The sequence below is a fragment of the Frankia sp. CeTa3Moorea genome (genome assembly GCF_978021225.1).
The window spans coordinates 15033-36905 of record NZ_CDXDOR010000042.1 but is presented as its reverse complement, the minus strand read 5'-3'; the positions used below and the strand labels follow the sequence as shown (position 1 = coordinate 36905).

Sequence of the window (21873 nt, the reverse complement as noted above, 5' to 3'; positions counted from 1 at the left end):
TCGCGGACGACACCCCGCGAGACAACCGCCAGCACGCCATCGGGCGCGCGGAACCCACGCCCCCGAGGACCGGTGCCCGGCCAGCCAGACACTCCGCGCTGTTGGGCAGCGGCAGGAGCGCGAAGAACGAGGCAGCACGGGACCCGTCGCGCGTCGCCGCGACACAGGAGCTCGCCGCTTCCGGCCGACTCGCGGCACACGGCCCCGCGGCGCTTCACCACTTTCGGGCGCACAGCCGTATGTCGACTGTCGTCGCCGTGCACGCCGTCCGCTCCCGCAGATCCCAAGTCGACCACCATGGCCGCCGCCAGCACTGCGCTGGCACCGTCCCCAACGTACAGACCCCCTCAGCGATTCCAGAAGCTACCGTGCGCCGCGCGGTGCCGGTGCCGTCGCCGGGCACCACCGGCCGAGCCAGGTCGGGTGACTCATACAGCCGACACCACCGCCCGAGGCAGGGTATCGGCTGGCGGAGAAGGGGTAATCCCCAGCTGACCTTGCTGTGATCTACCGGTGTTGGAAGCCGTCGTGGTCTGGACCATCATCAGCTGGATCGTGCTCGGCCTGGTCGCCGGCGCGCTCTCGCCCGCCTCCTCGTCCCCGGGCCCGGCCCCATGAGCATCCCGGTCACGATCATGCTCGGCGTGGTCGGCTCCTTCGTCGGCGGATTCCTCGGCTACATCCTCTTCGACAAGGACCTCGCCGAAGGCGCGCTGCAACCGTCCGGGATCATCGGGTCGGTCATCGGCGCCATCGCCGTGCTCCTCCTCTGGCGCATGTTCACCCGTTCACCCGACGTGGCGCCTACCATCGTTGAACCTGGCTCGATGCACTCGCCAGCCCAAGAAGGTCTGCGCCTCCCGTCCTGGCATGCGGACACCTGGATACGACCGCGGGCAACTCGGCAGTGTCGATCCAGACCGGTCGGCGCCTGCCAAGGGTGCGTCCGGGAAGCATCCCCCGCTCTGCTCTCGGCAGGGATCGGCAGGAGGTGCCTGCATAGCGTGGTGAGAGCGAGCGCTGAGGGAAGTAGCGGGAGCCATGCGGTCAGAAGCCGGTAGCCGAGAACGGCGCTGACGGCGGTCTTGGCGTCACCGCCACACTGGGCGAGCGCAGCGGCGAGGCTGACGCCGAGGCCACCGACGCTTCCGGTGGAGGGCACGAACGCGCGGCGACGGCGCTCCCGGCGAAGTGGGCGAGAAATACCTCGGCCGCCGGGCACGGTCCGGCGAGCGTGTGCAGGACAGCGGCGAGCGTCAGGGCGTGCAGTTGTGGCCGGGGATGACGGTGTCCGGAACGCCGCCCTCGCGTCCAGTGCGACGGGCAGGCTGGCCGCGGCGGCTTCCAGGTTGACAATGCCGAGGAACAGGTGTTCAACCGCTAAATCCGCCATCCGGATTGACCGGCGAGGGGCGGATTTGCCGCCGAGTCTGGATACGTGGGAGGCTGCGGTGACGTGGTGACACTGTCCGCCTGTGTGCGGCGGCGTCAGTTCGGCTGGCCGGCGCGCTGGCCCGAATGGCTGGGAGCGCCGGGCCCAGGCCCGGGCAGGAGCGTCCTCGATCTGTGCCGCTCAGGTGGGAGTGGGCTGGCGGGGCCGGGGCTGCTCGCCGTCGCTTGGGCGGGACGGTGTGGACAGCGCCGCCAGTTCGGCGTCGAGGGCGTCGCGGGCCTCGCGGGCGGTGGTCAGCCTTTCGCGTAGCCGGGCCAAGTCGGTGTCCGGGCCGTCGCTGTCTGCGTCTGCTGGCCGGCGTCGGGGTGTCTGGGCGTCCTCGATCTCACGGGCCTCCTCCAGGGAATTGATGACGACGCCGATGAGTAGGTTCATCAGGATGAAAGAACCGATCACGACGAAGGATCCGTAGTAGAGGATCGTCCAGCCGGAGATCTCCAGACTGGTGTGGACGGCGTCGCCGAGCCCGTCCAGGGTGATGAGCAGGAACAGGGTCAGGGCGGCGAGGATGATGCGCACCTGCGGCAGGAAGCGGGCGGTGCGCAGCACCCGGGCCAGCCGCGCCAGCCGCACTGCCGTCGAGTCCTCCCGAGCCAGCGGAAGGACGGCCAGCGCGACGATGGCGAGGTCGAACAGGTTCCACGGGTCGCGGAAGAAGTCGCGGGGACGGTCGGCGTGGGCGGCCGCGCGCAGCGCGATCTCGATGGTGAAGAAGACCAGGAACCCGTGCTCAGTGGCCTTGAGCGGGCCGTGCCAGCGCGTGGCGAGTCCGGAGTAGGTTTCGATCCCCAGCAGGGCCGCGTTGGCGAGAATCGCGACGAGAACCGCGCCGTTGAACCACGCGGACTCCACGACACGGCGGGCCCGCCCGGCGAGAGCGTGGGTGATGGGCGCCGAAACCGTAGGTGCACCGGCGGGTCGCCGCCCGCCGGCCCAGCACGAACGCGATCCCGAGCGGCAACGCCGTAAGCGCGTCGGCGGCGTTGTGCACCGTGTCTCCAAGCAGCGCTACCGACGCGGAACGAAGGTCGCCAGCGAGCAGGCCCTCGCCCGACGCCTCTACCCACGGCTGGCCTCCGACTGGCTGCTGCTCGCCGACCGGACCTTCTACTCCTGGGCGGACTGGTGCACGGCCGCGGACACCGGCGCGGCGCTGCTGTGGCGGGTCAGGGCCAACCTGAACCTGCCCCCGCTGAAGGCACTACCCGACGGCTCCTACCGGACCGTCCTGATCAACCCGAAGATCAGCGGGAAGGCCCGCGACGCGCTGCTCACCGCCGCCCGGGCGGGTGAGCCCCTCGACCCGCGGGAGGCCACCGCGACCGCCCTGGCCGGGGGATATCACCACAGATGGGAACACGGGGCTTCGAAGCGACTTCGATGGCCGACCTCGTCGATTACCTGGGGATTGGCCGGGCCAGTCTCTACGGCACGTTCGGCAGCAAGCACGACCTGTATCTGGCCGCCATGCGGCGGTACCTGCGACGCAGCGAGGCGGGCTTCGTCACCGCGCTCGCCCAGCCCGGACCGGCCCTGTCGGCCGTGCGCGCGTTTGTCGAGAGCTGGGTCGCCGACGCCCTCACCGACCCGAACCGGCGAGGCTGCCTGGTGGTGAACGCCGCCGTCGAACTCTCCCCGCGTGACCCCGAGGTCGCCCGCCAGGTGGCGGTCAGCTGGAGCGTCGTGGAGACGGCGCTGGTGTCCTCCCTGGTGCGGGCCCAGGCCCAAGGCGAGCTTGGCCCCGACAAGGACCCGCACGAGATCGCCAATTTCCTGCTCGTGATGATGCAGGGCGTCCGCGTGCTCGCGCGGGCCGCACCCGAAGCGGAGCGGCTCCGGGCCGCCGCCCGCCTCGCGTTGGCCGCGCTGGACTGACCTGCCTCGCGTTGGCCGCGCCGGACCGATCCGCACCCGCCCAGCGGAACACGCGGAGGCCACAGACTGGGCACCGTCCTGCGCTCACCAGCTTTCGACAGTTCGGTCGAGTGGCGTCCGTGTGCCGTGACCGGAGCTACCGCTGGCCCTGCGGCTGGCGGCGTACAGTCGGCGCCATGAAGCGGATGGTCCAGATCCCCAGACGAGCTGGAGCAGGAGGAGGACGGCACCTGGGCGGCCCATGCGTTGTTCCCCAGCGGTGGCGCGCACGGCCTCGGCAACACTCCTGAGGACGCCGTGGCCGATCTCTACGAGGCCGTCAGTCTGGTCCTTGAGGAGTTTGGCGTTCCGCCAGTCCTGACGATCGTGCAGGACGTCGCCTGATGCCTCCTCTTCCCGTGCTGCCTGGCGGGGAGGTGGTCAAGGTCCTTGAGAAGCTCGGCTTCGAAGTGATCGGTGTCAGCGGAGTTCATCGCCGCTCTTTGACCTACCCGGTCCGTTGGCCGGACCTGTGCCGCTGGCCGGGCCGGCGGCGGCGGTGGCGGTTGTTTTCATGCGCCGGTGTCCAGGTTCCGGCTGGTGGCCCGCGCCCAGCCGTCCGGCCCGGCGGCGACGTCGGCGAGGTGGGCGACGTCGGCGAGGTGGGCGACGTCGGCGAGGTGGGCGACGTCGGCGAGGTGGGCGGGCAAGTCGCCGAGCTCGACATGAGGTCGCACCCGGCAAGTGGGCGGAGGTGAACTCCGCCCGCTGGCGGACGTCGAGAACATACGCGCCGCCGACCTGGTCCGGCCGAACCGTCAGGTCGATCGACCCCCATCGCGTGTACTCCAGAGCATCCGGATTACGGCCAGCCTCGAAGGCGGTCGACCGGGCGAGGTCCAGTTGGAGGCTACGCTCATCAGGACCGAGCGCACCGCCGGGAAAGTAGCCGTCGCCTCGTCGCCTCGTCGCCCGGCCCGGCGTGCAGCCGCCCGACTTGATCCACCAACGTGGATGGGCAGCTGGGTAACGCCGTAGGGCTTCGGGAAGCTGCACAGGTTGTCGAAGTCGAAGAACTCCCCGCGGAAGCTGACCCCGTCCTCGCCTCCGGCCCAGAGCAGTCGCATCACGTCGATCGCATCCGTACTCGTGCCGGCCCGCTCCACCAGTTCGCCGATCAGCATCGGACCTCCTTCACCCGTCCGGGGCAAGACGCTAAACTTTGTCGCCGGCGTCAAGGCAACGTGCCGCCGGTAAGAAAGTTGCCGGAGGAGGTCACGGCGCCACCGCAGCACGGTGGCCGGGGTGACGAAGAAGACGTCCCAGCGGGCCCGGGGTAACAGCCGGGACAGCGCCGCGAGGATCACCCGATCTGCCGGTTCCAGCGTTGGGCGGCGGACCTCATCGCTCAGCGGTTCTGACAGAGCCAACTCGGCCAGACTTCGCACCGGTCGTATCTCCTGCTGTCGGGCCAGGTCGTCCAGCGTGCGATGGGGAGAGCTGGGAAGCCGCTCGACCGCGCGCAGCGCGAACACCCGGATCGCCCCACCCGCCGTCGACTCGGCAAGCCCACGGGCGCGCACCAGCGAACTCATTGCCGCGAGGACATCCTTCCTGAACTCCTCGTCAAAGGTGCAGGAGACGCTGCCGGTCACGGTATCGATGCGGCAGGGCAACGCGCCCCGCGCGAAGTCGCCCATCTGCAGCCGGCCCACAATCACTTTTTCGGCGACGCTGACCGCGTGTCGAGCGATGCGGACCAGGGCATGCAGTTCCGCGTTGAAGCGGATCGTCTGTGGTCGAGGGAGTAGCGCCCGGGCTGCGGCCAGAGGGCGAGCCCGTGCGGCTCGTGGCCCACCGGGATCTCGGTCAACAGCCGGCCGGTCGTCGGGTCCGGCCCGCCGTTCCCGCCGTTCCCGCCGGTGTCGCCGGTGTCGCCGGTGTCGCCGGTGTCGAACACGTACACGACGTTGCTGCGCCGGCCGGACAGCCACAGCCGGGTCCCGTCGGCGTTGACGTTGCCCATGTCGGGAATCCCGCCGCCGGGGATGGCCCAGTTTGCGACGATCTTCCTGGTGGTGAAGGAGATGACCGACACGGAGCCCCGATTTACAGACCGCCACTTTGGGGTGTCGCAGGACTGCTCTGGGTGTCGCAGGACTGCTCTGGGCGTCGCAGGACTGCTACTCCACGTACGCCACATCCGTGGACTCCACTCCACGGCCTGTCATCATGACGGTATGACGGGTAGCGATCTCGGGCGATGCCGGTGGAGCATGCTCGTGGTGGGCCTGGTGGCGGCCGTGGCGGTCGCGGGTTGCCGTGACACAGGCGCAGCGGATGTATCCCGTAGCCGACAGAACGTTACGGCAGCGACATCGCAACCATCTGTGACGACGGTGCCACGTTTGCGGCAGGCGATGGTGACCGTGCAGGCGGGACGCTCGCGCACAGTCGTCGGGCTGAGCGTGGTGGCCCTGCACGGCCGGGTCACCGGCCCCGCGGCATCCACAGCGTGGACGATGCTGTCGGGACCGGCCCCGGCCCGGTTCGCCGGTGACACGCCAGACACGACGGTGACCCTCCCGGCTCCGGGCAACTACGTGTTCCAGTTGACCGCGACCGACCGGTCCGGCCGTTCACGATCCTCGCGGACCAGGCTGACCGCGCTGCGCTACGTCGCGCTGGGTGACTCGTATTCCTCCGGTGACGGAGCCGGCACCGTCGCCGACTACCTCCCGGGCAGCTACCGGCCATTCGGTGGCTGCCGACGCTCGACCGCCGCCTACCCGGCTCTCGTCCACGCCGCCCTGGCCACCAAGGACCCGCCGCCGTCCGCGACGTCTGATCCACTGTTCACCTTCGGGGCCTGCGCGGGCGCACGCACCCGGGACTTCTCCACGTCGCAGGGGCCTGGCACCCCACCACAGGACACCTATCTGGACGGGCTGGCCGACACCGTCGGACTGGTCACCCTCACCGTCGGCGGCAACGACATCGGTTTCGCCGACATCGCGGTCTACTGTGCGGCACTGCACGTGACCACACTTCTCCCGTCCTGCCGGGAGCACTCCGCACCGGCCGTCGGGACTGCTCTGAACACCCTGCAGCCACAACTCACTGAGACCTACCGGGCTATCCGACGGGCCCCCAGCCTCGCCCCCGGGGCACGGATCCTCGTCCTGGGCTATCCCCGGCTGTTCCCCGACACTCTGGACGCCCCGTGCCCGGTCAGCGTCCTCGGGAAGCTGGGGGTACGCATCCAGCCGGCCGACGCGGCCTGGTTCAACCAGACCGTCCACGACCTCAACAGCACGATCCGCGCCGCCGCGAGGGCGGCCGGCGTGACCTACGTGGACACCGAGAACGCCTTCGCCGGGCACGAGTTCTGCAGCAGTACAGGCAGTCCCCCCGACGTTGACCCCCTCGGAACGCCGTTCTCCGCCGCGTTCCACCCCAACGGCCAGGGGCAGCGCGCGCTGGCCACCGCGATCATCACCGCCTACCTTCCCACCGGCCGTTGACCACATCCGAGGCTGACACATTCGAGACTGTCTCCGGGTCTGTCGGGGGTCTGACACGAAAATAAGGTGACCGGCGCGCTCAGGCTGCGGCGATCGGCTCGAAACGGATGGTCAGGCCGAGGCTGTTGGCTTGTTTGATCATGCGGCGCATGGTGCGTTCAGGATCTCGTCTGGCGAAGTGGTCGGCACCCAGGTCGTGGTAGGGGATCTTGTTGTGGAGGACGTGCCAGATCGCGAGCGTGAGTTTGTGCATGACGGCGACCAGGGCGCGTCGGCCGCCTCGGCGGGCGGCGAGGCGGCGGTAGAAGACGGCGAGGTCGGGGTCCGGGACCGTCGGGGCGCCTCGCACCCGCCGTCGGGCGCGGCTGGCGAGCTGGCGGGCCGCGGCGGGGGTCCGGTCGACTATCGGGGCGATCTCCTCGAATCGTCGCCGGAGCGGCTCAGCCGCAGCCATGCCTCCTGGATGGCGTCCTCGGCCTCGCTGAGCGAACCGAGCATGCGGTACGCGACCGCCTGCAGCCGCGGGCGCTGGCGCTCGAACTGCTCGGCCTGCCACGTCGCATCGTCCATTGCCTGCACCCCTCGCTTGCACCCCTCCGGACTAGCCTCTCCTGAGCAGTTGACGAACGCGGCACCGCCGATGTGACGGGGCCACCCCCGTGACGCCACCCGTCTGGGTCCTGGGGACGGCTGGTGGCCGGTGGCCGGTGGCCGGTGGGCGCGGCGGTCACATCTGTCCGGCGGGATCCGACAGACATCCGACGGACATCCGACAGGCAGGTGATCCGCGTACCCGTGGGTCAGGAGGAGCGCAGCAATGAGGATTGTCGTGTTCGGAGCGAACGGGCCGACCGGCCGGCTGCTGACCGAGCAGGCGCTGGCCGCCGGTTACGACGTCGTCGCGGTGACCAGGCGACCGGCGGAATTCCCGATTACGCACGAACGGCTCGACGTCGTGGGGGCCGACGTGCACGACGCCCAGGCCGTCGATCGGGCCGTCGAAGGAGCCGACGTGGTGCTGTCGACGCTTGGCGTGCCGTTCACGCGCGAACCGATCAACATCTACAGCGACGGAATCCGGAACATCACTGCGGCGATGTTCCGGCACGGGGTCAAGCGAGTGGTCGTGGTGAGCTCGAGTGCCACCGAGCCGCATCATCATGCCGATGGCGGTTTCCTGCTTAACCGGGTCCTCCAGCCGCTGATCACCGCGACGATCGGCAAGACGACCTACCGTGACATGCGCCGCATGGAGGAACTTCTGCGCGACAGCAACCTGGATTGGACGATCATGCGTCCCTCGGGTCTGTTCGATGCGCCCGGGGTGACGAGCTACGAGCTTCACGAGGACCAGGCGCCGGGTATCTTCACCAGCCGCATGGACCTGGCCGCGAGCCTGCTCGAACAGGCGACCGAGGTACGGTTCGTGCACAAGGCGGTCGCCGTGACGACCCGCGAAGGCGTCCCGACGCTATTTCAGATGTTGCGCCGGGAGGCATTCAAGCGGGACTGACCTCAGCAAACGCGGCCGGCGGCCGGCGCCGGCCTCATGGGACAGGGCGGCCGGCGCCGGCTGGTGGTGTTGTTCGTTACTTGTTCAGTGCGGCGGCGGTGTTCAGTGTCTTGCCGGTGCTGGACGTTCCACCCAGCACGTACACCCGGCCGTCACCACCGGTCGCCGCGGCATGCCCGGCCCGGGTCGAGGGGGAGCTGGTCGGTCCGGCGGCCCACCGGTCGTCCTTCGGGGTGTAGACCTGCACCGCCCCGGTGACGTTCCCGGCGCTGTCCCGCCCGCCGATGATGTAGACCCGGCCGTCGGGGCCGGTCGCCCCGGCGGCACCCGCGACGCCGTCCGGCAGGTCGGACATCTGGGCCCACGAGCCCTTCTCAGCCGCATCCGAACCCGGTGTGTAGGCGAAGACGTCGGTGGCCGCCCGCTGTGCGGAGCCGCCGCCAGCCCCGATGCCGCCGGCGGCCAGGATCCGGCCGTCCGGCAGGGCCGTCAGGACCGGAGCCCTGTTCGCGGGCGGCGGCGCTCCGGCCGTCGACCAGCTGTCCGAGCCGGGATCGTAGATCGCCAGGGTCTTCGCGTCGAGAACGTAGATCCTGCCGTCGGTGCCGCGGACCGCGCTCGGGTCACCCATGGCGCTCGGCAGGGGCTTCCCCGCCGACCAGCTTCCGTCGGACGGGGTGTACACCTCGACGATGTCCGTGGGCTGGTTCGAGCTGCCGGACCGGCCGCCGATCGCGTAGATCCGGCCATCGAGGTCGGTCGCGGCGGCGAGATGGGTACGCGCGGTCGGCAGATCGGGCGCGTCCGTCCAGGCGTTCTTCCGCGGGTCGTAGACCTGGACCGTTCCCACCGGCGTCAGGGGGGCGACGCCCGGTGGTGACGTGGGTGAGCCGGTGCCCGTCGGTGATGCGGGTGTGGCTATCGGTGATGCGGGTGTGGCGGCCGGTGATGCGGGTGTGGCGGCCGGTGAAGTGGGTGTGGTGGTCGGTGACGTGGGTGTGGTGGTTGGTGACGCGGTCGGGCCGGGCGTTGCCGTGGGCGTCCCCGTAGGCGAGCCCGGGGCGCCGCCGCCGGCGCCCGTCTCGGCGGACTGGCCGCCGATCGCATAGATCCGTCCGTCACATCCCGTGGTGGCCGCGAGATGGGCACGGGGAGCTGGCAGGGCGGTAACCGTCTCCCAGCTTTGCAACGGGCCGGCGATCTGGGGCAGCGACGGGCATCTGCCCGTCGGGCTGCCGGTCGGTGCTGCCGCCTCGGCCACCGAGCTGAGCAGCCCCGGCGCGGCCAGGGCTGCTGCCAGCGTGGCGGTCAGGACGAAGGCACGCGAGGCGCACCGACGTGATGTACGGGACCAGTTCATGAAGTCTCCCCCCTCTGAGGACCGCGGGTGCGGCCCTGACCGACGGGTGGATGGCATGGGCAGATGACGGTGCACGCGCGAGAACTAGCTGTACGTTGTGCATTCTGACGTTGTGCATTCCCATTGATTCGAAGAGTAATCGCCGTTGGGTTCGGTGCCCGCGGGTCCACCCGGACGGGACGAGTGGGCCTGACGCGGTGCGGGACTATCCCCCGACGGGGGTGGGTGGCGCGGGTCAGAGGTGGCCGCGGCGGACCAACAGGGCCAGGACGCAGGCCGACGGGGCCATCGGCAGCCATACCGTGATCATTCGGTAGCCGGCGGCGGCCGGCGCCACGACCACCATCCGGTCGGCCGGAAGCCCGGCCGCGAGATGGCAGGCGAACGTCTGGATGCCGCCGAGCACCGGGGGGAACTTGTCGGCGACCACCAGCACGCTCGGCACGTCGACCGGGCCGGTACCGGCCCCGGCGGGATCGGCCCCGGCGGTACTGGCCCCGGCGGGATCGGTACCCGGGGCCGGTCCGGTCCTCGCCGGGCGGATCGGCGCGTTCGGATCATCGGTGGGGCCCGGTGGGAGGGGCAGTCCCCTCACGCGTCGTCCGGCCGGCGACGAGGCTGAACGAGCCGCTAGGCAGAAGTCCTCAGAGCTTGCGGCCCACTCCGCAGAACTGCTGCACCTCGGCCGGGATACCGAGATCATTGGAGGCCGGCCGCCACCGCGAGCACGAGACGACGCCGGGCTCGAGCAGTTCGACCCGGTCGAAGAACACGGCGATCTGTTTCGCGTCGCGAAAGACAATGGGTGGGGTGGCGTTCTCGTTCCAGAACTGCCGCACCCGCTCCGCCTCCTCGGGATAGACTTCGTTGCTGGCGTGGGCGATGGCCAGATAACTACCGGACGGCACAGCATCCAGGAGCCGGTGCACGATCCGCAGCGCTTCCTCGGCATCCTGAACGAAGTTCAGCACCCCCAGTAGGGTGAGCGCGACCGGCCGGGTGAAGTCCAGCGTTCGGGCCGCGGCTTCCAGGATTCGGTCGGTATCCCGGATGTCGGCCTCGAGGTAGTCGGTGGCGCCCTCCGGGGTGCTGGTGAGCAGCGCTCGGGCATGCACCAGAACAAGAGGGTCGTTGTCGACGTAGACGATGCGCGATTCCGGTGCGATCTCCTGGGCGACCTCATGGGTGTTTCCGGCGGTGGGCAGCCCGGTCCCGATGTCGAGGAACTGACGGATACCTGCCTCGCCGGCCAGGAATTGCACGGCTCGGGTGAGGAAACCCCGGTCGGCGCGGGCGGTGTCGACGATGTGCGGAAGTATCTGCTGGACCTGGTCGCCCACCGCGCGGTCGGAGGCGAAGTTGTCCTTGCCACCGAGCCAGTAGTTCCAGACCCGGGCGGTGTGCGCGACATCCGAATTGAATTGGGGCTTCTCCGCCAGCCCCTCGGGGGCATATGCGTCGTCGGTCATGTTCGGGTCCTTCCTCCGCTTCGGTGGATTCTGCCTGGTGTGAGCGTAGTCCTCTGCCCGCTCGTCACCCGGCGCCGGTTCGCCGGTCCGGTGCGGCGTCCCGACAACCAGCCCGGGACCGTCCCTCTCGCCTCGTGGGAAACCTCCGCGGCGGAGCTGGAAGCCAGATTTATGACCGTTTACCACAACGCCCCGAGGACTACCACAATGCCCCGAGGAACGCCAGTGATTCGTCTCCCCTACTGGGACGGTTCCGCAAGCAGCACGGTCGCGAACCGCGATGCAACGGGCCATCGTGAGGCAACGGGCCATGAGGCAACGGGCCATGAGGCAACGGATCGTGAGGCCGTCGCGGCAGGTGAGAGTGCATGCCGATGTGCGGGGTAGGCCGGTGGGGTCTGCGGATCGCCGGCCGGAACCGAGTCCACCCCGGTCCGGGACGACCCGCGCGGGCCCGGGATCGGTACCGCGACGGATGAAGGGAGCGGTGCGATGGCGACCATGCTGACCGTCGCGGAACGTCACGACGCGCTCGTCCGGGCGCTGGACCTCTTCGATGCGCAGGTGCGGGCGGTGCCGCCCGGCGGGTGGGATGCGCCCACGCCCTGCCGGGACTGGAACGTCCGCGCGCTCGTCAACCACCTCACCGTGGAGCAGCTATGGGTGCCGCCGCTGCTGGCCGGCCTCACCATGGCTGACATCGGCCCCCGGTTCGACGGCGATCAGCTCGGGGCGGATCCCGTGGCGAGCTGGCCGGCGGCGGCCCGTGGGGCACGGGACGCCTGGAACCGCCCGGGAGCCTGGGCGTCGGTGCCGGTCCTCTCCTTCGGCCCCACGCCGGCGAGCGAGTACGCCTTCCAGTTGACCGCCGACCTACTGATCCACGGCTGGGATCTGGCGCGGGCGATCGACATGCACGGCCGGCGGGCCGGTGACACCTCGTCGGCGGCGGGCGTCGGGTCCGACCGGGACCTCGTGCACCGGGTCCACGAGCACTTGGCGTCGCAGATCGACGCTTGGCGGGCGGCCGGCATCTTCGCCCGCCCGGTGCCGGTCCCGGATGACGCCGACGAGTGGACGAGGCTGCTGGCCCTCACCGGCCGCTCGCCCGACTGGCGGCCTGGATCCGGCGGATAGCTCGGCACAACGGATATCAGCACAACGGGTAGATGAGGATGGGGGCGCCCGACCCGCCGGGTGCGGAGGTGGCCGGGGCCGCGCAGCTGTGTTGCGGGCTCGGTGCCGTGGGTGTAGACGGGTCCTCGCCACTTGGCACCGGGCTTGGCACCGGGTGTTTCGCCCCGCCCGCATCCGTCGGCGCCGGTGACACGGTGGCCGGCGAAGGCCCGCTCTTCGGGGAGGGGCCCACCGTGAGTGGCGAGGGATCCGTGAGTGACGAGGGATCCGAGCCGCCGCCGATGCCCAGCCTGCCGATCGCTGCCGGCAGCGAGCCGTCCTTGGCGACGGGGACCTCGGCCGCTGCCGCGGCGCCCTCGGCGCGTCCCCAGCTCACCCGTAACCCGGACGTCGCGATCAGACCGCCGACGGCGAACGCGGCCACGGCGCTCACAACGACGAGCAGGGTCAGGAGCAGCCGCACGGTGCGACGGTCACCGGAATCCACCGGAAAGCTCACGACCGTCTCCGACCGTCCGGCGTATCGATACCTGGAGTGAATACCCGTGAGCACAACTGTAGGCGTCGGTATCCGACGGCGGCCACGGAATCCCTCCGCATTGGGTGACCGTAGCTGATCGCGACGGGCTCCGAGGGGCAGCGGCACGCCGGATGGGAGTCGGATCTTGGGCCGAGGGGCCGCCCGGGTCCCGCCGGGCTCAGGAGCTCAGGAGCTCAGGACGCCGGCTCCCGTCCCCGCTCCCATCCCGCCACTCGGTCCCGCCACTCGGTCCCGCCTCCCGCTCGGCCAGCAGCACCGCGAGGTCGTCCTGCAGCCTGCCGTCCACATGGGCGCGCAGAGCCCCGGCGAGACGGTCGAGTGCGTCGTCCTGGCTGCCGCCCCGCAGCAGGTCCAGATGATCGTCCAGGGGGAAGAACCGCCCCCGGCCGTCCCGGGCCTCGGTGAGACCGTCGGTGAACAGCAGCATCCGATCGCCGACCGCCCAGCTCGCCGTCGTGACGGAGAAGCGCTCGGCCAGCCCGAGTGGCGGACTGGGCGACTTCAGTTCCAGCGTGGTGCACTCGTCCGCCGAGACCAGCCGCGGCGGGTGATGCCCGGCCGAGCACAGGCCCAGCCGACCGTTCGGGTGGATGTCGACGATGAGCGCCGTCACGAAGTCCTCGGGTTCGGCCTCTCGACCCACCGCGCGGGCGCAGGCGGCGGCCACCTGTTCCGGGTCGAGCCAGGTTACCGCCGCCTCGCGGAAGGCGCCGAGCACTATCGAGGCCAGCCGGACCGCCGGCAGGCCCTTGCCGCGGACATCGCCGATGATCATCCGGATGCTCTGCGAGGTAGAGACGACCTCGTAGAGATCGCCACCCACCGACGCCTCCTGGGCGGCGGAGAGGTACCGAGCCGCGAAACCGGCCCCGTTGAGCCGGTTGGGGACCGCCGGTAGCAGTGCCTGCTGCGCGACCTCGGCAACCGCTTTGACCTGGTGCAGTTGTGAGCGTTGCCGCTCCCGGTGCGCGCAGATGTAGACGGCGATCACGGACTGGAGGGCGACCAGTGTGGTCGCGGCGAGATGCGGACCGGTCCCGAACCAATGATCCCAGAACCCGGAGAGGAGTGCCGTGATCACTGTCAGCGCTCCGACCGCGGCGGTGACTCGGGGTGGACTGGTCGCCGCGATGATCACTGGTCCGAGACCGAAGTACCCGACCAGGATCAGCCCGGGCGTCGCGTCGAGGACGATGATCGTGACGAGGACGAGCGTTCCGGCGATGAGGGGACGGACATCCTCCACCCCGCGGAGCCTGCTGAGTCTGCTTAGCCCGCCGGGTCTGCTTAGCCCGCCGGGTCTGCTTAGTCCGCCGGGTCCGCTTAGTCCGCCGGGTCCGCCAGCGCCTGAACGACGTCTTCGCATGGGTCATTGTCCCGGCCGGATCGGGGTTCCGTGAGAGGCCCTCGCATTTCGGCTATTCGGTAACACCCCGCTACCCGTAAGGTCAGGTTGGTCCGTGGACCAGGTCGGCCTGTGGACCAGGTCGGGTCGGGTGCCCGTCGGGTCAGATCGTCAGATCGCGTGGGCCGAGCGTTCTCCCGGCTGATGGAGGTGCCAGCGCTCGCCGTCCTCCAGCTGCGCCGCGAGGGAGATCAGCAAGGTCTCGCTGTTCGCCGGCCCCATCAGCTGGGCGCCGACGGGCAGTCCCGCCGCGGTGCGTCCGGCCGGTACGTTGACGGCGGGCCAACCGAGGACGTTCCACGGCCAGGTGTAGGGGCACGCCGCCACGATCGCCTGGTCGGTGGCCCAGTTGCTCTCCCGGTTGAGCTCGCCCACCCGGGGCGGCGGCGTGGCGGTCGTCGGGGCGAGTATGACGTCGACCCGCCGGAAGATGCGGCCGATGTTGAGCCGGGCCAGTGGCTCCGCGGCGCGTGTCAGCGGGAGGAACGGGCGCAGCATCCGTCCGGTCCGCGCGTTGGCCATGGTCCGCGGGTCGAGCAGGGTGGGATCGGGCACCCGCCCGGCCCAGTCGCGGATGCCGTCCATGGACCGCGGCAGGAAGATCGTGCCAAGCAGGCCGTAGGGCGGCTCCACCGGCACGATGTCGTGCCCGCAGCGGGCCAGGATCTCGGCCAGCCGTTCCACGGCGGCCCGGACGGCCGGATCGAGGGCCACCGGCATCCCGCTGTACGGGTGGTGCAGGGAGAGCCCGATCCGCAAGCGGGAAGGGGGATGGCCGGCGGCGGTGAGGAACGGCTCGGCCGGCGCCGGCGGTCGAGCCCGGTCGATGGGCAGGCTGCCGGACAGGATGTCGAGCAGCAGGGCCCCGTCGGCGACGGTCCTGGTTAGCGGGCCGTAGACAGTGAGCCCGTTGAACTGCTCGCGGACCGGGGCGCTCGAGATGCGCCCGCGCTGCGGTTTGATCCCGACCAGGTGGGTCCAGGCGGCGGGGATGCGCACGGAGCCCGCCCCGTCCGAACCGATCGCCGCCGGTACCAGCCCCGCGGCCACCGCGGCCGCCGCGCCTCCGGAGGAGCCGCCGGGAGAGTAGTCGAGATCCCACGGGTTACGGGTCACCCCGAACGCCCGGCCCTCGGTGAACGGCCACTGCCCGAACTCGGGGGTGTTGGTCTTGCCGATGATGATGGCACCGGCCGCCTTCAGCCGTCGCACCATCTCGCTGTCCCGGACCGCGGGGGAGAACTCCCCCATGGCGCCGAAGGCCGTGGGGGTACCGGTCAGGTCGGTGTCGTCCTTGATCGCAATGGGCACGCCGAGTAGTGGTCGCCATCCCGTCGCGCCCCACCAGCTGCCGCGGGCGTCCCGGCTGAGTCGGCCGGACCGGCTGAGTCGGCCGGACCGGCTCCCGCGGGCGGCGAGTGCGACGTCCGCCGCCTCGGCCTCTGCGAGGGCAGCCTCGGCCCGTACCCAGCGGAAGGCGTTAACGGTGGTCTGGGTCGCCGCTATCCGGGCCAACGCGGCTTCGACGAGCTCGCGGGACGTCATCTCGCCGGAGGCGAGGCGTGCGGCCAGTGTGCGGATGCCTTCGAGTGGACCGTTCCGGTCGGCTGCGGAGGACATTGTGGGCACATCCGACATCAGCCACCCCCTGACGCTCATGGCTGCTGTCCGAACCGTAGCCGACGCCGGGTCGTCCGCACCGTCGATCGCCCGATACCTCCCATTATCCCCTGCCGTGGGTGAATTGGGGAGAGATGATCCATGATCGATATTGGTCGTTAGGTGGCATTTATATTTTTATGGATAGTATTAGGTATCGGCGATGCGGCCCCGTGTCCCGTCAGGGCGCCCACATCGGGTTATCCGCATTGATTCCGGGTATGACAACGAGAAGTACGGCTAGTGAACATCCCGCCCGGTCGGGTTTCTCTGCGCGCCACGGGGAGCCGCCGGTAGTCCTGATCGTAGATGCGGCCCGGCCAGTTGGTCCGCGTCGGTCCCGGTCGGACGGGCTGAGCGTGATGCCAGCTCAGCCGTTGACCAGCTCAGCCATCGATTCCAGGTCGGACCCGGTCCCCAGGTCAGACACCGACACCTTCCAGGGAGGAACCGAACGATGCCAATGGACCCGAGTTCAGTGATGCCGGAGCCCGCACGGACCGCGCCGCTTCCTGCCGACGACACGACCACGGCTCCGTTCGCGCGCCCCCCGGTCCCCCCGGTCCCGACCGGTACCGGGAGTGTAGATTCCGGCCCGGCACCCGGCCTGAACGGTCACGGTTCCCCGGCGCCGAGCCCCGACGTCATCGCCGCGACCACCGCCACCTCAAGTGTCAGTGGCCCGGGAAACGTCAGTGGCGCGGGAAACGTCAGTGGCTCGGGCCTGGCCGATGCGGACACGACCACCCCGGGCACCGGGGCCGACACCCCGGGCACCAAGGCCAGAGTGGCCGGCGGAGCCGCTGAGGTGCGCCAGAAGGTCAACGAGGCCGTCCAGACCCTTGCTCCCCATGTGTCGGTCGCCACCGAGAAGACCCTCGCCACCAGCGGGAAAGCCGCGCGGTCCGTCGGGCAGCGGATGCGGAGCAACCCGAAGGCCACGGGCGGGGTCCTGGCCGGCACGGTGGTGCTGCTGCTGGTCCGGGGGGGACGGCGGCGCCGGGGATAAGTAATCCAACCACCTCGGTAGGGAGAAAACAATGATTACCTTCATTGTAGTCATGATTCTGCTCGGACTTGTCGCCGGGGCCGTCGCACGCGTGTTGCTGCCCGGCCGGGATCCCATCGGGATCCTCGGCACCATTGTGGTGGGAATCATCGGATCTTTCGTCGGAGGATTCCTCGGTTACGTCCTGTTCAATAAGGATGTCGGCGAAGGCGCTCTGCAGCCGTCCGGCATTCTCGGGTCCATCATCGGTGCCATCCTGGTTCTCCTGGTGTGGCGGAACGTGGGGGGCCACGGCGGCCGGTCGGGGTCGACCCGCAGCCGTCGTTACGCCCGCCGGTAATCGCGATACCCGTCGGCGACCGGGTGACCGCGACCCGGTCGGCAGCACGCAGAGCACCTGCTCTGACCCGACACCTGCTCCGGCCCGGGCCCTCTATACCTGCGGAGGACCCGGGCCGGAGCCTTCTGTGGTGTCGTCATGCGCCTCCGGTGTCGTCATGCGCCTTCGGTGTCGTTTGGCGTCGGGTCGATTCTGCCGGGTGTGCCGCGTCGTCATCGTCGTCGCGGGGCGGTGGAGAAGAAGCGGAGCTGTCGTGCTCGTCGATCTTGCTGGTCCCGCTGAAGTTCCGTGCCCGTTCCGCGGCGTCGGCACTCGCGCCGGAGAACAGCCGGGCGTCCTCGGCGGCATCGGCATGCGCATCCGCGGGCGCGGTGCTCGTCCCGCCCCCCGTACCGGTCTCCGCCTCCCGGCTCGCGCTGCCGGCAGTGGTAACCGCGGCCGAGTTCGTGGCAGCCATGATCGTGGGGGAGAGGAGACCCTGCACTGGGACGGGAACCGCCCGCGCTGGTGCTTCGTCGAGGCGGATGCCGTTCGTCTTGCGGAGCCGGTCGGACCTGCTGCCGGGGTGGTCGCCGTCGGGGTGGCCGCGGCCGTCGCGGTCATCGGGCCGGCCCTGATCCGGGAGGCGCAGACCGAGCAGGTGCGCGGAGGCGTCGAACTCGATGCGGGTCCGGGGCAGGGCTGTCGGATGGTTGTGCTGCACCCATCGGATGAGTGCCTCGCGCATGTGGCAGCGCAGGTCGAACACGGTCGGTCCGTCCTTGCCGCTGACCAGGACGCGGATGCGGATGTGATCACCGATGGCGTCGGTGACCTGCAGGACACAGACCCGCTTGTCCCACAGGTCCGTGGCGTCCAAGACCCGGTGCATCTCGGCCCGCATCTCGTCGATCGGGATTGCCCAGTCCAGGTCCAGCTCGACGGCACCGAGGACCGCGGACTCTTTGCGGGTCCAGTTCTGGAATGGTGTCGTGGTGAAGTAGGTCGACGGAAGGACCATCCGCCGGTCATCCCAGATGTGGACGACGACGTAGGTGAGAGTGATCTCCTCGATCCTGCCCCACTCCTTCTCGACCACCACCACGTCGTCGACCCGGATGGCGTCGGTGAAGGCCAGCTGGAGTCCGGCGAAGACGTTGGACAGCGAGGTCTGGGCGGCCAGCCCCGCGACGATGCCGATCACGCCGGCCGAGGCGAAGATGCTGGCGCCGGCGACGCGGACGCTCGGGAACGTCATGAGCATCGAGGCGCCCGCGATGATCGAGATGATGACCACCGTGACCCGTCGGAGCAGGATGACCTGGGTGCGCACCCGGCGGGCATGCCGGTTGTCGACGACATCCACCCGGTAGCGGGCGAGCGCGAGGTCCTCGAAGGTGAACGCGAGCACCGTGACGCACCAGGCGATTCCAGCGATAAGGGCGACATTGGACACCCGCAGGGCCGCCTCGGTCCAGGCCTGTTCAGCCGTGGAGTTGAGGCCGACGAGCAGGGCCACCAGCACGAGCGTGAGTCGCGTCGGCCGCTTACCGTGCTGTGCGAGATCGGCGACGATCTCCGAATGGCGGCCGATCCGTCTGGCCATGCGGTGCAGCAACACGGAGACGGCCAGGGCCAGCAGGACCGCACCGCCCAGGATCGTCAGGACGGCGATGGTCGATCGCGTGTCGGAGAAGGACAGATCGGGCGCGGCGCTCAGATGCACAGACAGGCTCCTCGTCCTGGGCCATGGGCAGGAGGGGACGGGCACCATGGCATGGTTGGACGGCGCGGGTCGCGAACCCGCGCCGGTGCGTCCTCCTCCACGTCTCTCGGTATCCCTCGCTACCCTCCGCGGCCCTCAGTATCCCTATCCCTCAGTATCCCTCCGGATCCTCCGGTGAGGATTCCGGCGACGGTGCTCCCCTCTCTGCCAGGGGCGCAGGCACCCGGTGCGCCGGTCAGTTCTCCCGGGCGGGCAGGAAGCGGTACATCACGTAGAGGTCGACGTCGCCGAGCCAGGGATGGCGGAAGGCCGCCGGAAGGGTCCCGACGAGGCGGAACGCCAGCGAGCGCCACAGCGCGACCAACCGTGGATTGGCGGCGACGACGGCGTTGAGCTGCATCGCCCGGTAGCCGAGATCGGCCGCGTACTCGATCATCTGCTCCGCGGCCTGCCGGCTGACGCTCTCCCAGCGGTCGCCCCCGGCTCCCCGGCCGCCGTAGTAGCTACGTCCCCCGTACGGCCCGTAGCCCTGGTACATTCCGGCCCCGCCGCGCGGAGCCCCGTGATCCACCCGCTTAGGATCAACGAGCAGTACCGCCTGGACGACATGATCTCCCAGGCCCGGCTGGCTCGGTGTGAGCAGTGCGGTCGCGATGATCGAGGTATCGCCCGGGCCGTCGTCCTCCTCCATCACCAGAACCTCGGCCGGCGGGGGCAGCATCCACGCGCTTTTCGCGACGTCCTCGTCGGTGTCCGGTGTCCAGGCGCAGGTCTCGCCCTCGACCACAACGGCCCGCCAGATCGGCCAGATCGCGCCCCAGTCCTCCTCTGATGCCCGCCGTGTCCGCACAGATCGATCCTGCCTGTTCACCGGGCCGGAAGGTAAAGGACCTGGAGCGCCGGACCCGCGGCAGTCACCCATCCTGGCGTTCGGCGGCTCGGTCACCGGCCGGGTTTTAAGATCCGGTCGACGGCGTAATCGCTGCATCCCTGCAGATGAACCCGGCCCATCAGGTGATCGGGATGGTCGGCGCGGGGCCGCACGGAGAGATTCGTCATGGCATAGCCGTCCGGGTGGTTGATCCAGCGTTCGCCGCTGAGATTCACCGCCCCATCGGTGCAGGTGATCCATACGAGAAACGCACCGGTGGGAACCTTCGGACTGGTCGGCAGCGGAGAGAAGTCGAAAGTGGCCCACAACACGCCGCCGGGTGCGGCGATGATGCTCAGTAGATGACGAACACCCCTGCCCCCTGGTGCACTAGCCTGCGGCCGGCTGCCGGGCGACCCGTACGCTGCACCTGGTAACGGGCAGAGCCTCCGGAGGCCGTCTCCTGAGTCGCCGGGCACCCGGGTCAGGGCGGGGGTGGGTCGATCTCGAGGTCGATGCGATCGCCGGCCCGCACGGACGCGATGATCGGATGGTCGGCTCCCAGACTCTCCCCGAGTGTGGCTAGAACATTTGCGCGTAGCGCATCTGCCGTCTCGGTCTCGCTGAGGGCGGACAGGTCGATCGCCAGATTGGCGGAGGCGATCAGGGTGGTCGGGTGGTCATCGCCGAGCCGGTTCCGCAGGTGAGAGACGGCGTCCTCGTCGAGACTCCGCGAGCTCATCATCTGGTTACTGTCGTAGCGGCAGTTGGCTAGATTGAGCATGCATGACACCGTGAAAGGGTGATCGTCGGAGAGAACGGCCCGTAATCTGTTCCCCGTTTCCTGGGCGAGGGCGCCGGCTTCGTCCGGGTCGCCATCGAGCCGAATGGCGACGACCAGTGCGTTAGCCGCCGCGAGGGTGTAGAGATTGTCCGCGCCAAGCCGGCGCTTGGCCTGTTGGAAGGTGTTCTCGGCCAGCTTTCGCGCAGCCGGTACCTCCCGGCTCAGGCACAGATCGCCCACCAGGCTGATGGCTGCGGTGAGGGTTTCCGGCTGATCTTCTCCCACGTAGGCCCGGAACTTCTTGAAAGCCTCCTCCGAGGTATGGCGGGCCGCGCCCACCCGCCCTGAGCGCCGTAGTGTGACCGCGTAGTTCCGCAAGGAGCGCAAGGTGTCCGGATGATTGATACCGAGGATATCCCGGCATCGGGTCAAGGTTTCCTGAAGGATTTTCAGGGATTCTCGGTAAAGGCCACATTCGCGTAGGTCCCGGGCGTGACTGTCGGCATACTGAAGGGTGAGGATGTCGTTTTCGCCGCTTGCCCGCAGCTGACGGATGTAGACATCCTCTCCGGTCTCGAGCGCGAGCCGGAAGTCACCGAAGAAGCGCAGCGAGACCGCGATGTTGTTGGCCGTGCTGATCGCGCCCGGGTCGTCCAGGATCGCCATGTCCCGGTAGCGGGCGTAGGTGTCCTCGTCGAGGCGTCGGGCCTCCTGGTAGTCACCCATGCCGCGCAGGTCCCCGCCGAGTGCCCGCGCGGCGCGGAGCGTGAGGGCGTCGTTGCTGCCGAACAGGCGGGCCAGGCGATCGTGGGCAGGCTGGTCGAGTCCCTTGGCCTGTTCCGGCTCCCCCAGCGCCCGCAGGCTGTCGGCGAGGTCGAGAGCGAGCGTCAGGGTCCGCTTGTCGTTGTCGCCGAAGACGTCACGCCAGATATCGAGGGTGACGCTCGCCAGATCCCTGCATCCCCAGTGATCGCGTTGCTCGTAGAGACACTGGACCTGGTTCGAGACGAGCCGCGACACCTCCTCGGAGGCCGACCCCACCGCGCCGGAGGGCACCAGGTGCGGTCGGATCAGGGAGTAGCGGGGCCATGTCTCGGGGCGGTCGGGCTCCAGCGGGTCCGCCGCCGCCAGCAACGCGTGGACCCGGCGGCGGACACCGGTGCGTTGGTCGGGTGTGAGGTCGTCGCGGATCACCGCCTGGACGAGCCGGTGTATCTCCAGGCTCTCGTTCTTCTGATCCACCCGGACC

The 21873-nt window shown here is 69.7% G+C and carries 23 protein-coding genes and 1 pseudogene; 8 read left to right on the top strand and 16 right to left on the bottom strand.

Annotated elements, in window-relative coordinates; all coding sequences use genetic code 11:
• Nucleotides 1–528 precede the first annotated feature (528 nt).
• Nucleotides 529–782 (top strand): annotated as a pseudogene (locus tag AC08OV_RS10220) (GlsB/YeaQ/YmgE family stress response membrane protein); the annotation flags it as partial.
• Nucleotides 783–1573: 791 nt separating this feature from the next.
• Here AC08OV_RS10220 and AC08OV_RS10215 read toward each other — a convergent pair.
• Nucleotides 1574–2305, bottom strand: a complete 732-nt coding sequence (locus tag AC08OV_RS10215; protein ID WP_476615432.1) for an ion transporter — start codon at nt 2303–2305, stop codon at nt 1574–1576.
• A gap of 528 nt (nt 2306–2833) precedes the next feature.
• On the opposite strand from AC08OV_RS10215, the gene AC08OV_RS10210 reads away from it, so the two are divergent.
• Nucleotides 2834–3328, top strand: a complete 495-nt coding sequence (locus AC08OV_RS10210) for a TetR/AcrR family transcriptional regulator (protein ID WP_476615433.1) — start codon at nt 2834–2836, stop codon at nt 3326–3328.
• A 246-nt stretch (nt 3329–3574) separates the two neighbouring features.
• Nucleotides 3575–3712 carry a hypothetical protein gene (locus AC08OV_RS10205; RefSeq protein WP_476615434.1) on the top strand — a complete coding sequence of 46 codons (138 nt, stop codon included), beginning with the start codon at nt 3575–3577 and terminating at the stop codon, nt 3710–3712.
• Between the two features lie 167 nt (nt 3713–3879).
• Here the strand turns inward: AC08OV_RS10205 and AC08OV_RS10200 are convergent, their stop codons facing one another.
• The 3 genes from AC08OV_RS10200 to AC08OV_RS10190 all read right to left on the bottom strand — a co-directional run bounded on the left by AC08OV_RS10200 (nt 3880) and on the right by AC08OV_RS10190 (nt 5405).
• A complete protein-coding gene (locus tag AC08OV_RS10200; protein WP_476619595.1) occupies nt 3880–4044 on the bottom strand; it encodes a hypothetical protein in 165 nt (54 codons plus the stop codon).
• An 81-nt stretch (nt 4045–4125) separates the two neighbouring features.
• Nucleotides 4126–5022: an LLM class flavin-dependent oxidoreductase gene (locus AC08OV_RS10195; protein ID WP_476615436.1), complete on the bottom strand. Its 897-nt coding sequence runs from the start codon at nt 5020–5022 to the stop codon at nt 4126–4128.
• 2 nt (nt 5023–5024) lie between these two features.
• Nucleotides 5025–5405, bottom strand: a complete 381-nt coding sequence (locus AC08OV_RS10190; protein WP_476615437.1) for a YncE family protein — start codon at nt 5403–5405, stop codon at nt 5025–5027.
• 310 nt (nt 5406–5715) lie between these two features.
• On the opposite strand from AC08OV_RS10190, the gene AC08OV_RS10185 reads away from it, so the two are divergent.
• Nucleotides 5716–6831 (top strand): SGNH/GDSL hydrolase family protein, encoded by a 1116-nt coding sequence (locus AC08OV_RS10185; protein WP_476619594.1) that lies wholly within the window; start codon nt 5716–5718, stop codon nt 6829–6831.
• A gap of 79 nt (nt 6832–6910) precedes the next feature.
• Here the strand turns inward: AC08OV_RS10185 and AC08OV_RS10180 are convergent, their stop codons facing one another.
• Nucleotides 6911–7285, bottom strand: a complete 375-nt coding sequence (locus tag AC08OV_RS10180) for a hypothetical protein (protein WP_476613818.1) — start codon at nt 7283–7285, stop codon at nt 6911–6913.
• Complete coding sequence (locus AC08OV_RS10175; protein WP_476613819.1) at nt 7234–7401, bottom strand: sigma factor; 168 nt, start codon at nt 7399–7401, stop codon at nt 7234–7236. Before AC08OV_RS10175 ends, AC08OV_RS10180 begins: the two co-directional genes overlap by 52 nt.
• A 247-nt stretch (nt 7402–7648) precedes the next feature.
• Between AC08OV_RS10175 and AC08OV_RS10170 the strand changes: the two genes are divergently transcribed.
• Nucleotides 7649–8344, top strand: coding sequence for an NAD(P)-dependent oxidoreductase (locus AC08OV_RS10170; protein ID WP_476613820.1), 696 nt, complete (start codon nt 7649–7651; stop codon nt 8342–8344).
• Between the two features lie 76 nt (nt 8345–8420).
• Here the strand turns inward: AC08OV_RS10170 and AC08OV_RS10165 are convergent, their stop codons facing one another.
• The 3 genes from AC08OV_RS10165 to AC08OV_RS10155 form a co-directional block, all read right to left on the bottom strand.
• A complete protein-coding gene (locus AC08OV_RS10165) occupies nt 8421–9704 on the bottom strand; it encodes a Kelch repeat-containing protein (protein ID WP_476613821.1) in 1284 nt (427 codons plus the stop codon).
• A 235-nt stretch (nt 9705–9939) separates the two neighbouring features.
• Nucleotides 9940–10299 carry a hypothetical protein gene (locus AC08OV_RS10160; RefSeq protein ID WP_476613822.1) on the bottom strand — a complete coding sequence of 120 codons (360 nt, stop codon included), beginning with the start codon at nt 10297–10299 and terminating at the stop codon, nt 9940–9942.
• A gap of 49 nt (nt 10300–10348) precedes the next feature.
• Nucleotides 10349–11173 carry an SAM-dependent methyltransferase gene (locus AC08OV_RS10155; protein ID WP_476613823.1) on the bottom strand — a complete coding sequence of 275 codons (825 nt, stop codon included), beginning with the start codon at nt 11171–11173 and terminating at the stop codon, nt 10349–10351.
• Between the two features lie 492 nt (nt 11174–11665).
• Between AC08OV_RS10155 and AC08OV_RS10150 the strand changes: the two genes are divergently transcribed.
• Nucleotides 11666–12310, top strand: coding sequence for a TIGR03086 family metal-binding protein (locus AC08OV_RS10150; protein ID WP_476602107.1), 645 nt, complete (start codon nt 11666–11668; stop codon nt 12308–12310).
• A 16-nt stretch (nt 12311–12326) separates the two neighbouring features.
• Here AC08OV_RS10150 and AC08OV_RS10145 read toward each other — a convergent pair whose 3' ends face one another.
• The 3 genes from AC08OV_RS10145 to AC08OV_RS10135 all read right to left on the bottom strand — a co-directional run bounded on the left by AC08OV_RS10145 (nt 12327) and on the right by AC08OV_RS10135 (nt 15876).
• The gene (locus tag AC08OV_RS10145) at nt 12327–12809 is read right to left on the bottom strand and encodes a hypothetical protein (protein ID WP_476613824.1); all 483 of its coding nucleotides are present in this window, start codon (nt 12807–12809) and stop codon (nt 12327–12329) included.
• Nucleotides 12810–13008: 199 nt separating this feature from the next.
• Nucleotides 13009–14097 (bottom strand): PP2C family protein-serine/threonine phosphatase, encoded by a 1089-nt coding sequence (locus AC08OV_RS10140; protein WP_476613825.1) that lies wholly within the window; start codon nt 14095–14097, stop codon nt 13009–13011.
• A gap of 270 nt (nt 14098–14367) precedes the next feature.
• The gene (locus AC08OV_RS10135) at nt 14368–15876 is read right to left on the bottom strand and encodes an amidase (protein WP_476602110.1); all 1509 of its coding nucleotides are present in this window, start codon (nt 15874–15876) and stop codon (nt 14368–14370) included.
• 496 nt (nt 15877–16372) lie between these two features.
• Between AC08OV_RS10135 and AC08OV_RS10130 the strand changes: the two genes are divergently transcribed.
• Both AC08OV_RS10130 and AC08OV_RS10125 read left to right on the top strand, forming a co-directional pair.
• On the top strand, nt 16373–16924 hold the full coding sequence (locus tag AC08OV_RS10130; protein ID WP_476613827.1) for a hypothetical protein: 552 nt from the start codon (nt 16373–16375) through the stop codon (nt 16922–16924).
• A gap of 31 nt (nt 16925–16955) precedes the next feature.
• Nucleotides 16956–17264, top strand: coding sequence for a GlsB/YeaQ/YmgE family stress response membrane protein (locus tag AC08OV_RS10125; RefSeq protein WP_011434649.1), 309 nt, complete (start codon nt 16956–16958; stop codon nt 17262–17264).
• 136 nt (nt 17265–17400) lie between these two features.
• On the opposite strand, the gene AC08OV_RS10120 is transcribed toward AC08OV_RS10125, so the two are convergent.
• From AC08OV_RS10120 to fxsT, 4 genes are all read right to left on the bottom strand, one after another.
• A complete protein-coding gene (locus AC08OV_RS10120) occupies nt 17401–18969 on the bottom strand; it encodes a mechanosensitive ion channel family protein (protein ID WP_476613828.1) in 1569 nt (522 codons plus the stop codon).
• A 235-nt stretch (nt 18970–19204) separates the two neighbouring features.
• Entirely contained in the window at nt 19205–19819 is a 615-nt protein-coding gene (locus tag AC08OV_RS10115; protein WP_462188380.1) for a GNAT family N-acetyltransferase, read from the bottom strand.
• A gap of 92 nt (nt 19820–19911) precedes the next feature.
• Complete coding sequence (locus AC08OV_RS10110; protein WP_476619593.1) at nt 19912–20076, bottom strand: hypothetical protein; 165 nt, start codon at nt 20074–20076, stop codon at nt 19912–19914.
• A gap of 248 nt (nt 20077–20324) precedes the next feature.
• Nucleotides 20325–21873, bottom strand: a 1549-nt coding sequence (gene fxsT, locus AC08OV_RS10105; protein WP_476619592.1) for an FxSxx-COOH system tetratricopeptide repeat protein, incomplete at its 5' end; no start/stop codon positions are given.

Excerpts from the sequence above, each read along its gene's own strand:
- AC08OV_RS10210 (WP_476615433.1), top strand. The coding sequence starts at position 2,834 with ATGGCCGACCTCGTCGATTACCTGGGGATTGGCCGGGCCAGTCTCTAC.
- AC08OV_RS10180 (WP_476613818.1), bottom strand. The coding sequence starts at position 7,285 with ATGGCTGCGGCTGAGCCGCTCCGGCGACGATTCGAGGAGATCGCCCCG.
- AC08OV_RS10175 (WP_476613819.1), bottom strand. The coding sequence starts at position 7,401 with ATGGACGATGCGACGTGGCAGGCCGAGCAGTTCGAGCGCCAGCGCCCG.
- AC08OV_RS10170 (WP_476613820.1), top strand. The coding sequence starts at position 7,649 with ATGAGGATTGTCGTGTTCGGAGCGAACGGGCCGACCGGCCGGCTGCTG.
- AC08OV_RS10165 (WP_476613821.1), bottom strand. The coding sequence starts at position 9,704 with ATGAACTGGTCCCGTACATCACGTCGGTGCGCCTCGCGTGCCTTCGTC.
- AC08OV_RS10155 (WP_476613823.1), bottom strand. The coding sequence starts at position 11,173 with ATGACCGACGACGCATATGCCCCCGAGGGGCTGGCGGAGAAGCCCCAA.
- AC08OV_RS10150 (WP_476602107.1), top strand. The coding sequence starts at position 11,666 with ATGGCGACCATGCTGACCGTCGCGGAACGTCACGACGCGCTCGTCCGG.
- AC08OV_RS10135 (WP_476602110.1), bottom strand. The coding sequence starts at position 15,876 with ATGTCCTCCGCAGCCGACCGGAACGGTCCACTCGAAGGCATCCGCACA.
- AC08OV_RS10130 (WP_476613827.1), top strand. The coding sequence starts at position 16,373 with ATGCCAATGGACCCGAGTTCAGTGATGCCGGAGCCCGCACGGACCGCG.
- AC08OV_RS10125 (WP_011434649.1), top strand. The coding sequence starts at position 16,956 with ATGATTACCTTCATTGTAGTCATGATTCTGCTCGGACTTGTCGCCGGG.